The sequence below is a fragment of the Paracoccus sp. (in: a-proteobacteria) genome, assembly GCF_035556475.1.
Taxonomy (GTDB): domain Bacteria; phylum Pseudomonadota; class Alphaproteobacteria; order Rhodobacterales; family Rhodobacteraceae; genus Paracoccus.
The window spans coordinates 25,816-39,256 of sequence record NZ_DATMFA010000105.1; the positions used below are offsets into that span (position 1 = coordinate 25,816).

A 13,441-nucleotide genomic window follows, 5' to 3' on the forward strand; every position below is an offset into this window, starting at 1 on the left:
CGAATTCTCGCTAGCTTCGGCGAAATTCCGCCACGGTTTCGACATGGGGTGACCAGCGGAACTGGTCCACGATGTAAAGCCGCGCAATCGCGAAGTTTTTCTCGGCCAGAATCCGTGCGTCCCTTGCAAAACTGACCGGATCGCAGCTGATCCATGCAATTTTCGGCACGGATGACAGCGCGATCTGACGCGCCTGCGCCTCGGCCCCGGCGCGCGGCGGGTCGATCACGATCGCGTCATAAGCCAGTTCGTCGGGCAGAAGCGGGCGCCGCGCAAGGTCGCGAATCTCGGTCGTGATTCGCCGCAAACCGGTGGCGTGCTTGGCACCGGCCTCCAGCGCCCGAAGCGGTGCGGCAAGACCCTCGACCGCATGGATCTCGGCCGTTTCGGCCAGAGGCAGGGTGAACGTCCCGCAGCCCGCGAAGAGGTCGAGGATACGCCCCGCCCCCTTGGTGATGTCCCGCGTGGCCGCGACGAGCGCCGCCTCGCCCTCGGCGGTGGCCTGAAGGAAGGCGGCCGGGGGCGGCACGACCTGCGCACGGCCAAAGGGGATCGCGGGCGGGCGGCGGATGATGGCCTCGTCACCCCAGGCCAGCCGGGCGAGGTCACCCTCGGCCGCGAGGGCGGCCAGCGCCTCGAGCAGGGCGGGGTCCATGGGTTTCCCGCCCGAGACCGCGACGTCGAGCCCCGCCGCCGTCTCGGTCACGGCCAGCGACAGCTCGCCCGCGCGGGAAGCGCCGGCAATGACGATCCGGCGCAGCAGCGGCAGCGCGGACTGGATGGCGGGACGCAGCACATGGCAATCGGCGATGTCGACGATGATCTCGGACGCGCGCGCGTGAAAGCCCAGCAATGCGCCCTTCTTGGTCCGGCGTCCCGACAGCACTGCCCGCCGGCGCGACCGGGGTGGCGAGACATGGACGCCCGCGATCGGCGCGGCCAAGCCCTGCGCCCGCAGCGCCTCGGTCACGACGCCGACCTTCCAGTCGCGCACGAAAGCGTCCGAGCCATGCATCAGCGTGCAGCCGCCGCAGGCGCGGTAATGCTGGCAGGGCGGGCGAACGCGCGTGTCGGAGGGCGTGACGATGCGCGGGGCCGCAAGGCGTCCGTCCTCTGCCTCGCCCTCGATCACCTCGCCGGGCAGGGTCAGGGCGGCCAGTGCCCGCGCGCCCTCGGCCAAGGCCACGCCGTCGCCCTTGCGGCCCAGCCGCTCGACGGTCCAGATCGTCATGCCGCGGCCTCCGTCGCGTCGTCGTCATCGGTGCCGAGGAAGCCGCCGGACTGGCGGTTCCAATAGCGGGCATAGGTGCCGTCCCGCGCCAGCAGGTCGGCGTGGCTGCCCTGCTCGACGATACGTCCCTGCTCCAGCACGACGATGCGGTCAAGCTCGGCAATGGTCGAGAGGCGGTGGGCGATGGCGATGACCGTCTTGCCCTGCATGGCGCGATGCAGCGCGGCCTGAACCTGCGCCTCGACCTCGCTGTCGAGCGCGCTCGTCGCCTCGTCCAGCACAAGGATGGGCGCGTCCCTCAGCAGGGCGCGGGCCAAGGCGATGCGCTGGCGCTGCCCGCCCGAAAGCTTCACCCCGCGCTCGCCCAGATGGGCGTCATAGCCCTTGCGCCCGGCATGGTCGCGCAGGTTCAGGATGAAGTCATGCGCCTCGGCGGCCTTGGCGGCGGCGATCACCTCCTCCATCGTCGCGTCCGGGCGGCCATAGAGGATGTTATCGCGCGCCGAGCGGTTGAACATCGCGGTCTCCTGCGTGACCATGGCGATGTTCTGGCGCAGGCTTTCCTGCGTCACCTGCCGGATGTCGTGGCCGTCGATCAGGACCGCGCCGCGCTCGACGTCGTAGAGCCTGAGCAGCAGCGAGACCATGGTGGACTTGCCCGCGCCCGAGGCGCCGACGATCCCCAGCTTCTCGGCCGGAGCGATATGCAGGTCGAGGTCGCGAATGCCGCCCTCCTCCCGGCCATAGGTGAAATCGACATGGTCGAAATCGACGCGCCCCGAGACCCGGCCCAGCACCAGCGCATCGGGCGCATCGGTCAGGCTGTGGGGCGGCGACAGGGTCTGCATCCCGTCCTCGACCTCGCCGATCGAGCCCCAGACGCCCATCAGCGCCATGCTGACCCAGCCGGTCATCTGCGCAAGGCGCATCGCGATCGCCCCCGCCGCCGCGATGTCGCCTGCCGTGGCCATCCCTTCGCGCCAGAGCAGCATGGTGCCGCCGACAAGGATGACCGGCAGCGCGCCGGCAATCGCCATCAGCGACAGCCGGAACCACGAGCTGACGCGCCCGAAATCCAGCGCCCGCTCGCGGAAGCCGGCCATCGCGCCAAGCGCGGCGCGATCCTCGTGGTCGGCATGGGCGAAAAGCTTGACGGTCTTGATGTTGGTGATGGTGTCGACGACCTGCCCCGTGACCATGGCGCGGGCCGACGCGCGGCTGGCCGAGGTGACGCGGATGCGCGGCAGGAAAAAGCGGATCAGCAGGAAATAGGAAGCGAGCCAGACCAGCAGCGCCAAGGCCCCCCAGCCGTCGATCGAGACGAGGAACGCAGCCGAACCCAGCACCGAGGCCAGCGCGAAAGCCACCACGTTCACCATTTCGGAGGCGACATCCGTGACCGCGCGCGCCGTCTGCATCTGCTTTTGTGCAATCCGCCCGGCGAAGTCGTTGTCGAAGAAGGTCACGGAATGGCCCATCGTCCAGCGATGCAGCCGCGACAGGACCAGAGGCAGCACGTTCGGCCCGATGATGACGCTGGAACTGGCCGTCGAAAGGCCGAAGATCGCGGGGCGGACGATCAGGAAGAAGATCGCGAAACCGGCGAGGAGGCCGCCATGCTCGGTCCAGATCTGGTCGGCAGGGGTGACGACCACCGCATCGACCACCCAGCCCAGCAGCACGGCGGAAAGCACATCCGCGGCACCGCCAAGCGCCGAGGTGATCGCGGCCAGCGTCAGCCCCGGCCAGGCGCCAGACAGGCACCAGCGGAAGAAGGCCAGCAGCTTGCGGGGCGGCGGGCCGTCAGCCGGGCGGAAGGCGTCGATCATGCGGGCGAAATATTCATGCATCTCGCATCAACCTTTCATGGCGTCCTGTCGTTCCAGTGCGATGCGCAGCAAGGCATCGCGGGGCAGGGCGAAATCGCTGGCGACAAAGGCATCCTCGGCCCGGCGCAGGGCCTCGCCAAGGGCGGGGCCGGAAAGGGCGGGCATCAGGTCGGCGGCGGCAAGGGGCAGGCGGGCCTCGGCCGCGCGGGCTATGCGCTCCTGCCAGTCGGGGGCAAGGGCCATGCCCCGCGCCCGGCGGATCAGCGCGGCCGGGCGGGCGATGGCGGCGCCATGACGGAAGCCCGCCTCGGCAGGGTCGAGCTGCGTGGCCGCGGTGATGCGGTCATGGAGCCGGGCCTCGTCACGGGACAGGCGCAGATCGCGCAAGGCGTCGGCAGGGGCCAGCAGGGCAAGCCTTGTCTGCCAATTCGGGGTCTCTTCCGCCTCGCGTTCCGCCGCGACCAGTCCGGGCAGGGCGCGCGCATCCGCGCCGGGCAGGATGCGGGCAAGAATGCCCGCCTGATCCATCAGCGCCACGGCCTCGGTCGGATCGGGCGCGGCGAGGAGCTTGCGCATCTCGGCCCCGATCCGCTCTTTCGAGATGCGGTCGAGCCCCTCTGCCAGCGCGGTGCAGGCGGCAAGCGCGGCGGGGTCGGCCGCGCCCTTCGCGCCATAGCGGGCCTGAAAGCGGAAAAAACGCAGGATGCGCAGGTAATCCTCGGTGATCCGGGCCTCAGGATCGCCGACAAAGCGCAGCCGCCGCGCGGCGAGGTCGGGCAGACCGCCCACCGGGTCCAGCACCTCGCCCGAGGCATCCGCGTAAAGCGCGTTCATGGTGAAGTCGCGCCGCTCGGCATCATCCTCGATCCGGTCGGAAAAGGCCACGACGGCGCGGCGGCCATCGGTCTCGACATCGCGGCGAAAACTCGTGACCTCGAAGCCTTTGCCATCGGCGACGACGGTGATCGTGCCATGATCGACGCCCGTGGGGACCGCGCGCAGCCCCGCCGCCTCGGCCAGCCGGCGCGTCTCCTCGGGCGGGGCCGAGGTCGCGATGTCCACATCGGCAATCGGCTCGCCCAGAAGCGCGTTCCTGACCGCGCCCCCGACGATCAGTGCCCGATGGCCGTCGCGGGTCAGCGCGGCAAGAACCTGCTGCAAGGCAGGGTCGCGCAGGAAGGGGTGATCAAGCCGCGTCATGCCGCAAGCCGCAGGGCAAGGGAATGCAGCACGCGGGCCGTCGCGCCCCAGATGTAATAGGGGCCGTAGGGGGCTACGTAATAGGACCGCCAGCCGCCCAGCCAGCGCCGCCGCTCGACCCGGTAATTCGCGGGATCGGCGATATGGGCGAAGGGGACGGCAAAGACCTCCTCGACCTCGCCCGCCTCGGGACGCGGCACGAAATTGCCACGCACGAGGCCGACGACCGGCATCATGGCGAAGTTCGTGACGGTGCGATGCGCGGGCAGGGTACCCAGAACCTCGACCTGCGCGGGGTCGAGGCCGATCTCCTCATGCGCCTCGCGCAGCGCCGCGGCGGTCTCGTCGGCATCGTCGGGCTCGACCTTGCCGCCCGGCAGCGAGATCTGGCCGGGATGGTGGCGCAGGCTGCTGGCGCGCTTGGTCAGGATCAGCCGGCCCCGCCCGTCAAAGGCGGCAAGGACGCCTGCGGGACGCAAAGGCGTCTCGGCAGGTGGAACGACCTCGAAGTCATAGTCGGACGAGGGCGCCGCCGGAACCGACAGCGCCCCGATCAGCCGATCGCGCAGCAGGGTTTGCGGCGCGTTCAGCATCTTACTGCGCCGCTTGCCGGGCGGGCGGCAGGGGCTTTCCCTGCGCGTCCACCGTCGCCTCGAAGCCGAGGCTGCGCGGGTCGAACTCGTAATGCGCGCCGCAGAACTGGCAATCGGCGGTGACGATGCCGTCCTCGTTCGTCATATGGGCGATGTCCTTGGCCGAATAGATCGACAAGGTGCCGCGCACGCGGTCAGGGGTGCAGGAGCAGCCGAAATGCAGGTTCTGCCGCTCGAAGGCGCTCGGCTCTTCCTCGTGGAACAGGCGGAACACCAGATTGGGCAGTGGCACGCTGGCATCGACCAGCTCGATCGCCTCGACCGTGGACATCAGCATATTGGCGCGGGTCCAGTCCTCGGATTGCGCGCCTTGCAGGATGTCGGCCGTTTCGAGCTCCTGCCCGTCCTCGGGGATGAACTGCGCCTGTGCGGGCAGGGTTTGCAGCATGACGCCGCCCGCCCGCCAATGTTCGGCGCTGTCCCCGGCCAGCCGCGAACGGCCGACGGTCAGCTCGAACCGGGTCGGAAGCTGCTCGGACTGCTCGAAATAGGTCTGCGCGCAGGACGAGAGCGAGCCGCCGGAAAGAGGCGTCATGCCCTGATAGGGGGTCATGCCCTCGCCCTGGTCGATCAGCACCGCGAAATAGCCCTGCCCGATCTGGTCGAAGGCAGGCTGGTCCGAGACCAGCCGGTCCGCGTCGAAGCTGGCCCAGGCGCGGATGCGGGCGGGGCCGCCCTCGGTCTCGGGCGCGTAATAGTCGGTCGCGATCGTGCGGATCGCGCCATTGCCGCGCACCTGCAGCGACAACTTCCAGCGCAGCTTGATCGTCGGGCCGATCAGGGCGGTCAGGGTGACAAGCTCTGCCACCATGGCGCTGACCGCGACCGGATATTCGTGCCGCGACAGGATATGTTCGAGGGTCGGACCCAGCCGGGCCATCCGCCCGCGCACGCCCGAGGCTTCCAGTTGAAAGGGCAACACGCAGTCGTCCCAGGAAAGGTCCTTTGTCTGAGCCATCAATTTTTCCTTCGGAATGGTGGGCGCGATCCGGCCGCTCGGCGACGCGCGTTGCCACCAATATAAGCCCTGCGGAAAAAACCCCAAGGGGCCGCGGTCAGACCTGCGGCAGGAACGAGCCTTTCCGGTCGCGGATATGGTCATGCACCCGCTGCCCGGCGGGCGAAAGCGCGGTATCCTCGCGCCGGATCAGGAACCAGCTGCGCTGGATCGGCAGCCCGATCGCCCGGACCGAGACCAGCCGCCCGGAGCGCAGTTCCTCGGTCACGGTATGAAGCGAGATCAGCGCGATCCCGAGGCCGGCGATCACGGCCTGCTTGATCGTCTCGTTCGTGCCCATCTCGACCATGCGCCAGGGCGTGCCGTCGCCGATCCGGTCGAGGAACCGGGTCATCAGGATCCGCGTGCCTGAGCCGCGCTCGCGCGCGAGGAAGGTTTCGGCAAGCAGGTCTTGCGGCAGGGCGGGATCGGCCGCGGCCAGCGGATGGTCGGGCGGGGCGACGATGACATGGGGATGGGGGCCGACCGGCTCGGCGATGACGGCGGGACTGCGCGGCGGGCGGCCCATGATGGCCAGATCGACCGCGCGGGCGGTCAGCCATTGGACCACGGCATCGCGGTTGCCGATGCGCAGCGCAACCTCGACCTCGGGTAGCCTCTGGCGCAGTTCCGCGACGAGGCGGGGGGCGAAATATTTGCCGGTCGAGACCACGCCCAGCGAGACGCTGCCGATATGGCCGCTTTGCAGCGCGGCGATCCGGCGGGCGCAGGCATCCAGCGCCACGGCGATCTGGGCCTCTGCCTCCAGCACCGCCTTGCCCTCCTCGGTGGGCAGGAAGGCGCCATGCTCGCCCCGGATGACCAGAGGCGCGGAAAGCAGATCCTCGAGCGTGCGAAGCTGGCCATGAACCGCCGGCGGGCTCAGACCAAGGTCGCCGGCGGCAGCGGTCAGCGAGCCGGTCTCAACCACCGCGCGAAAGGCGCGGAACTGGCGCAAGGTGGCGGCATCGATGCGCGACATTCGGAAATCCTGAAGAGACGTTTTGTATTATTAAATGTTCCCGAAAGTCCTGGCATGTCAACAAGAAGACGGGAACCGCGCCAAGGGAGGGGCCGATGACCGCCACAAACATCGATGCCGCATCCATTCCGTCCGCTTTTCTGCCCGTCATGCAGGCCCTTGCCGCGTCGGGTGGCGCGCTGGAGCAACTGATCCGGCGCGGTGGCGACCTCGGCCGGCTGGTCGGGACGAACAGCGACGGGGACGGCCAGAAAGCTCTCGACGTCATCGCGGATGACCTGTTTTGCAAGGCGCTGGCCGGCGCCGGGGTGCGCTGGCTCGCCTCGGAGGAGCAGGAGGAGGCGCTGGAACTGGACCCGCAAGGCACGCTTGCGGTCGCGATCGACCCGCTCGACGGCTCGTCGAATATCGACGCGAATATCTCGATCGGCACGATCTTCTCGATCTATCCGGCCGAGGCGACGGCCGAGGCCAGCTTCCTGCGCCCGGTCAGCCAGCAGCTTGCCGGAGGCTATATCATCTATGGCCCGCGCTGCGCGATGATGGTCAGCTTCGGCGACGGGGTGCAGCATTACGCGCTCGAGCCGGAAACCAATGTCTTCCGCCTCGTGACGCCCCGGCAGGTGATGCCGGACTGTTCCTTCGAATTTGCGATCAATGCCTCGAACTACCGCCATTGGTCGCGGCCGGTCCGGGCCTATATCGACGATTGCCTCGCTGGCATCGAAGGCCCGCGCGAGACGAATTTCAACATGCGCTGGATCGCCTCTCTGGTGGCCGAGACCCATCGGATCCTTATTCGGGGCGGGGTGTTCCTCTATCCGTCCGACGGCCGCAAGGGCTATGAGCGGGGCCGGCTCAGGATGCTCTATGAATGCGGTCCCATCGCCTTCCTTGTCGAACAGGCGGGCGGGCGAGCAACCGACAGTTGCGAGCCGATCCTTGACCAGCATGTCCGGGCGCTGCACCAGCGCACGCCCTTCGTCTTCGGTTCCGCCGAAAAGGTGGCGCGCATCGCCGCCTATCACGACCTGCCTGAGACCGAGATCTCGGCCCTTTTCGGCAACCGCGGCCTATTCCGAGCGTGAGAGCGAGACCATGAGCAAGCGACATCCCATCATTTCCGTCACCGGCTCTTCCGGCGCTGGCACGACCACGATCAAGAACACTTTCGACCAGATCTTCCGGCGCGAGGGCATCAACGCGGTCTCGATCGAGGGCGATGCCTTCCACCGCTATGACCGCGCCGCGATGAAGGCAGAGCTGGCCCGGCGGACCGAGGCCGGGGACCATACCTTCAGCCATTTCAGCATCGACGCGAATGAGCTGGAGACGCTGGAATCGGTCTTTCGCGACTATGGCGAAACCGGCACCGGCCGCACCCGTCACTATATCCACGACGACCGCGAGGCCGAGACCTGGGGTCAGGCGCCCGGCACCTTCACCCCCTGGGCCGCGTTCGAGCCTGGCTCGGACCTGCTCTTCTATGAGGGGCTGCATGGCGCGGTCCGCAGCGACGGCATCGACATTGCCGGGCAGGCGGATCTGAAGATCGGGGTGGTGCCGGTCATCAACCTCGAATGGATCCAGAAGATCCACCGCGACAAGGCCAGCCGGGGTTATTCGACCGAGGCCGTGACCGATGTGATCCTGCGCCGGATGCACGCCTATGTGCATGTGATCTGCCCGCAATTCACCCATACCGACATCAACTTCCAGCGCGTGCCGGTGGTCGATACCTCGAACCCGTTCATCGCGCGCTGGATCCCAACGCCGGACGAAAGCCTTGTCGTGATCCGCTTCCGCAATCCTCGCGGGATCGATTTTCCCTATCTGACGACGATGATCCAGGGCTCGTGGATGAGCCGGGCGAATTCCATCGTCATTCCGGGTCCGCGCATGGATCTGGCGATGCAACTGATCCTGACGCCGATGGTCACGCGGATGGTCAGCGAAGCGAAACGCGCCTGAGGGAGGGGCCACCATGAACCAGATGACGCGCATGGAAACCGACGCCGAAGCCCGCATGGCGACCGCGATCCGGGTCTTGGCGATGGATGCGGTCGAGGCCGCGAAATCCGGCCATCCCGGCGCGCCGATGGGGATGGCCGATGTGGCGGCGGTCCTCTTCAACCGCTTCATGCGCATCGACCCGGCGGATGACAAATGGCCCGACCGCGACCGTTTCGTGATGTCGGCGGGCCATGGCTCGATGCTGGTCTATGCGATCAACCACTTGCTCGGCTATGACGACATGCCGATGGAGGAGTTGCGGGCCTTCCGCCAGCTCGGCTCGCGCACCGCCGGCCATCCCGAATACGGCCATGCCAAGGGGATCGAGACGACGACCGGCCCGCTTGGGCAGGGGATCGCCACCGCCGTCGGCATGGCTTTGGCCGAGCGGATGATGAATGCGCGCTTCGGCGACGATCTGGTCGATCACCGCACCTATGTCATCTGCGGCGATGGCTGCCTGATGGAGGGGATCAGCCAGGAGGCGATCGACTTCGCGGGCCACCAGCGGCTGGGACGGCTGATCGTCCTCTGGGACGACAACCGCATCACCATCGACGGCGGGACCGGGCTTTCGACCTCGACCGACCAGAAGGCGCGGTTCGCGGCATCGAACTGGCATGTGCAGGCCGTCGACGGCCATGACCGTGAGGCGGTCGCGGCGGCGATCGAGGCCGCGCAGGGGGACGCGCGCCCCTCACTGATCGCCTGCCGCACGGTGATCGGCTTTGGCGCACCGAACAAGCAGGGCAGTCACGATGTCCATGGCGCACCCTTGGGCGCGGCTGAAATCGCGGCCGCCCGTGAGCATCTGGGATGGACCCACGATCCCTTCGCGTTGCCGCCGGATATCCCCGAATCCTGGCGCGCGGTCTCGGCGCGAGGGGCAGCGGCGCGGTCGGCATGGCAGGAGCGGCTGACCCGTTCCCCTCTGAGGCCGATGTTTACTGCCATGCTGGCCGCGCCCGACGCCGACGCGCTGCGCCGTGCCACCGCGGATCACTGCGCAAGGCTGGCCGAGGAACGGCCCAAGGTCGCGACCCGCAAGTCCAGCGAAATGGCGCTGGAGGTGGTGAACGCGGTCCTGCCGAACACCATCGGCGGCTCGGCCGACCTGACCGGATCGAACAATACCCGGACCAAGGGCATGACTGCCGTGACTGCCGAGGATCGCTCGGGGCGCTATATCCACTATGGCATCCGCGAGCATGGCATGGCGGCGGCGATGAACGGCATCGCGCTGCATGGCGGGCTGATCCCCTATGGCGGCACGTTCCTGGCCTTCAGCGACTATTCCCGCCCGGCGATCCGGCTGGGGGCGCTGATGGGGGTGCCGGTCGTCCATGTGATGACCCATGACAGCATCGGGCTGGGCGAGGACGGGCCGACTCACCAGCCGGTCGAGCATGTCGCGGCATTGCGCGCCATCCCGAACCTGCTGGTCTTTCGCCCCGCCGACGCAATCGAGACTGCCGAGGCATGGGAGATCGCCTTGACCACGCCCCGGACCCCCTCGGTCCTGTGCCTGTCGCGGCAAAACCTGCCGACCGTTCGGGACGGTGCAACCGAAAACCTGACCAGGCAGGGGGCTTATCTGCTGCGCGGGACTGACGGGCCGCGCGACGCGACGCTGATCGCCACCGGCTCCGAGGTCGAGATCGCGCTGGCCGCCGCCGAGCTTCTTGCCGGGCAGGGGATACGGGCGGCGGTGGTCTCGGCCCCCTCGTTCGAGCTTTTCGCCGCCCGCCCGGAGGCCGAGCGCGAGGCGGTGCTGGGCACCGCCCCCCGCGTCGGGATCGAGGCGCTGATCCGGCAGGGCTGGGACGGGCTTTTCCTGCGCCCCGGCGACGGCTTCATCGGCATGACGGGCTTTGGCGCATCCGCCCCGGCCCCCGCGCTTTACCGCCATTTCGGCATCACCGCCGAGGCTACGGCGGAGCTTGCCCATCAACTGATCCAGGGAGGAAAGTGATGGCCCTCATCACGCTGCGACAGCTTCTCGACCACGCCGCCGAACATGGCTATGGCGTGCCCGCCTTCAACATCAACAATATGGAACAGGGGCTCGCGATCCTGAAGGCGGCGGCGCAGACCGACGCCCCGGTGATCCTGCAGGCCAGCCGCGGCGCGCGGTCCTATGCCGGCGACATCATGCTGCGCCGCATGGTCGAGGCCTTGGCCGAGATGAACCCGACCATTCCGATCTGCCTGCATCAGGACCACGGCAACAACCTTGCCACCTGCATGTCGGCGATCCGGCACGGCTTCACCAGCGTGATGATGGACGGCTCGCTGCTCGAGGACATGAAGACCCCCGCCGATTACGACTACAACGTCGCGGTGACGGCCAAGGTCTCGGAAGCCGCCCATGCGGTCGGGGCATCGGTCGAGGGCGAGCTGGGTGTGCTGGGGTCGCTGGAAACCGGCGAGGCGGCGGCCGAGGATGGTTCGGGCGCCGAGGGCAAGCTGGATCACAGCCAGCTTCTGACCGACCCCGATCAGGCGGTGGATTTCGTCCAGCGCACGCGCTGCGACGCGCTGGCGATCGCCTGCGGTACCAGCCACGGCGCCTACAAGTTCAGCCGCAAGCCCGATGGCGACATTCTGGCGATGCATGTGATCGAGGCGATCCACCACCGTCTGCCCGGCACGCATCTGGTGATGCATGGCTCCTCCAGCGTGCCGCAATATCTGCAGGATCTGATCAACGGGGCGGGGGGCGAGATGCCCCAGACCTATGGCGTCCCGGTCGAGGAGATCGAGCGCGGCATCCGCCACGGCGTCCGCAAGGTCAATATCGACACCGATTGCCGCATGGCCATGACCGGCCATTTCCGCAAGGTCGCCCGCGAGCGCCCGGAGGAGTTCGATCCGAGGAAATTCATGGTCCCCGCCATGGAGGAACTGACCGCCTTGTGCCGCGACCGGTTCGAACGCTTCGGCACGGCGGGCCATGCCGGCAAGATCAGGGTCATCCCGATGGACGAGATGGCCAGACGCTACGCGTCGGGGGCGTTGGACCCGGCAATCACCGGCGCGCGCGCCGCTTAACGGGAGGACGCTATGAACGAGATGAGCAAATCCGAAATCACCGACAAGAAGAAGCGCTATGCCGCGGGCGTGCTGAAATATGCCCAGATGGGCTATTGGGACGGCGATTACGAGCCGAAGGACACCGATGTCCTGGCCTTGTTTCGCATCACGCCGCAGGAGGGCGTGGACCCCATCGAGGCGGCAGCTGCCGTTGCTGGCGAAAGCTCGACCGCGACATGGACGGTGGTCTGGACCGATCGGCTGACCGCCTGCGACCAGTATCGCGCCAAGGCCTACAAGGTCGAGCCGGTGCCCGGCACGCCGGGGCAGTATTTCTGCTATGTCGCCTATGACCTGATCCTGTTCGAGGAAGGCTCGATCGCGAACGTCACCGCCTCGATCATCGGCAACGTCTTCAGCTTCAAGCCGCTGAAGGCCGCGCGCCTCGAGGACATGCGCTTCCCGGTGGCCTATATGAAGACCTTTGCCGGTCCCCCCACCGGTATCGTGGTCGAGCGCGAGCGGCTGGACAAGTTCGGCCGTCCGCTGCTGGGCGCGACGACCAAGCCGAAGCTGGGGCTTTCGGGCAAGAACTATGGCCGGGTGGTCTATGAGGGGCTGAAGGGCGGCCTCGACTTCATGAAGGATGACGAGAACATCAACTCGCAGCCCTTCATGCATTGGCGCGACCGCTTCCTTTATTGCATGGAGGCGGTGAACAAGGCCACCGCCGTCACCGGCGAGGTCAAGGGCCATTACCTGAACATCACCGCCGGCACGATGGAGGAGATGTATCGCCGCGCCGAATTGGCCAAGGAGCTTGGCTCGGTCATCGTCATGGTCGACCTGATCGTGGGGTGGACGGCGATCCAGTCGATCTCGAACTGGTGCCGGCAGAATGACATGATCCTGCACATGCACCGCGCAGGCCACGGCACCTATACCCGCCAGAAGAACCACGGCATCAGCTTCCGCGTGATCGCGAAATGGCTGCGCATGGCGGGGGTGGACCACCTGCATTGCGGCACCGCCGTCGGCAAGCTGGAGGGCGACCCGATGACCGTGCAGGGCTTCTATAATGTCTGCCGCGAGACGGTGAACGAGGTCGACCTGCCGCGCGGCATCTTCTTCGAGCAGGACTGGGCCAACCTGAAAAAGACCATGCCTGTCGCCTCGGGCGGGATCCATGCCGGGCAGATGCACCAGCTGATCGACCTGTTTGGCGATGATGTGGTTCTGCAATTCGGCGGCGGCACCATCGGGCATCCGATGGGCATTCAGGCCGGGGCGACCGCGAACCGCGTGGCGCTGGAGGCGATGGTCCTCGCCCGCAACGAGGGCGTCGACATCGCGACCGAAGGCCCGGAAGTCCTGCGCAAGGCCGCGAAATGGTGCAAGCCGCTGGAGGCCGCGCTGGATACCTGGGGGAACATCACCTTCAACTACACCTCCACCGACACCTCGGACTTCGTTCCGACCGCATCCGTCAGCTGAGGAGAGAAA

11 protein-coding genes are annotated in these 13,441 nt (G+C 67.6%); 5 read left to right on the forward strand and 6 right to left on the reverse strand.

Features of this window, described 5'->3' with window-relative positions:
• Nucleotides 1–10 precede the first annotated feature (10 nt).
• The 6 genes from VNQ78_RS14365 to cbbR all read right to left on the reverse strand — a co-directional run bounded on the left by VNQ78_RS14365 (nucleotide 11) and on the right by cbbR (nucleotide 6,892).
• Nucleotides 11–1,231, reverse strand: a complete 1,221-nt coding sequence (locus VNQ78_RS14365; protein ID WP_325690946.1) for a class I SAM-dependent RNA methyltransferase — start codon at nucleotides 1,229–1,231, stop codon at nucleotides 11–13.
• Nucleotides 1,228–3,081 carry an ABC transporter ATP-binding protein gene (locus VNQ78_RS14370; RefSeq protein WP_325690948.1) on the reverse strand — a complete coding sequence of 618 codons (1,854 nt, stop codon included), beginning with the start codon at nucleotides 3,079–3,081 and terminating at the stop codon, nucleotides 1,228–1,230. Before VNQ78_RS14370 ends, VNQ78_RS14365 begins: the two co-directional genes overlap by 4 nt.
• A gap of 6 nt (nucleotides 3,082–3,087) precedes the next feature.
• Nucleotides 3,088–4,260 carry a CCA tRNA nucleotidyltransferase gene (locus tag VNQ78_RS14375; RefSeq protein WP_325690950.1) on the reverse strand — a complete coding sequence of 391 codons (1,173 nt, stop codon included), beginning with the start codon at nucleotides 4,258–4,260 and terminating at the stop codon, nucleotides 3,088–3,090.
• Nucleotides 4,257–4,853: a CoA pyrophosphatase gene (locus VNQ78_RS14380; RefSeq protein ID WP_325690952.1), complete on the reverse strand. Its 597-nt coding sequence runs from the start codon at nucleotides 4,851–4,853 to the stop codon at nucleotides 4,257–4,259. The genes VNQ78_RS14375 and VNQ78_RS14380 overlap by 4 nt, the downstream gene beginning before the upstream one ends.
• 1 nt (nucleotide 4,854) lies before the next feature.
• On the reverse strand, nucleotides 4,855–5,871 hold the full coding sequence (locus VNQ78_RS14385) for an Hsp33 family molecular chaperone HslO (protein ID WP_325690954.1): 1,017 nt from the start codon (nucleotides 5,869–5,871) through the stop codon (nucleotides 4,855–4,857).
• 97 nt (nucleotides 5,872–5,968) lie between these two features.
• Complete coding sequence (cbbR, locus tag VNQ78_RS14390; RefSeq protein ID WP_325690956.1) at nucleotides 5,969–6,892, reverse strand: LysR family regulator CbbR; 924 nt, start codon at nucleotides 6,890–6,892, stop codon at nucleotides 5,969–5,971.
• Between the two features lie 95 nt (nucleotides 6,893–6,987).
• Between cbbR and VNQ78_RS14395 the strand changes: the two genes are divergently transcribed.
• From VNQ78_RS14395 to VNQ78_RS14415, 5 genes are read left to right on the forward strand one after another with little or no spacing between them, the layout of a single operon-like run.
• Nucleotides 6,988–7,980, forward strand: a complete 993-nt coding sequence (locus VNQ78_RS14395) for a class 1 fructose-bisphosphatase (protein WP_414694076.1) — start codon at nucleotides 6,988–6,990, stop codon at nucleotides 7,978–7,980.
• Nucleotides 7,981–7,990: 10 nt separating this feature from the next.
• Nucleotides 7,991–8,863 (forward strand): phosphoribulokinase, encoded by an 873-nt coding sequence (locus tag VNQ78_RS14400; protein WP_325690958.1) that lies wholly within the window; start codon nucleotides 7,991–7,993, stop codon nucleotides 8,861–8,863.
• Between the two features lie 13 nt (nucleotides 8,864–8,876).
• Entirely contained in the window at nucleotides 8,877–10,877 is a 2,001-nt protein-coding gene (tkt, locus tag VNQ78_RS14405) for a transketolase (RefSeq protein ID WP_325690961.1), read from the forward strand.
• Nucleotides 10,877–11,956, forward strand: a complete 1,080-nt coding sequence (gene fba, locus VNQ78_RS14410; RefSeq protein WP_325690964.1) for a class II fructose-bisphosphate aldolase — start codon at nucleotides 10,877–10,879, stop codon at nucleotides 11,954–11,956. The genes tkt and fba overlap by 1 nt, the downstream gene beginning before the upstream one ends.
• Before the next feature lie 12 nt (nucleotides 11,957–11,968).
• Complete coding sequence (locus VNQ78_RS14415) at nucleotides 11,969–13,432, forward strand: form I ribulose bisphosphate carboxylase large subunit (protein WP_325690966.1); 1,464 nt, start codon at nucleotides 11,969–11,971, stop codon at nucleotides 13,430–13,432.
• Nucleotides 13,433–13,441 lie beyond the last annotated feature (9 nt).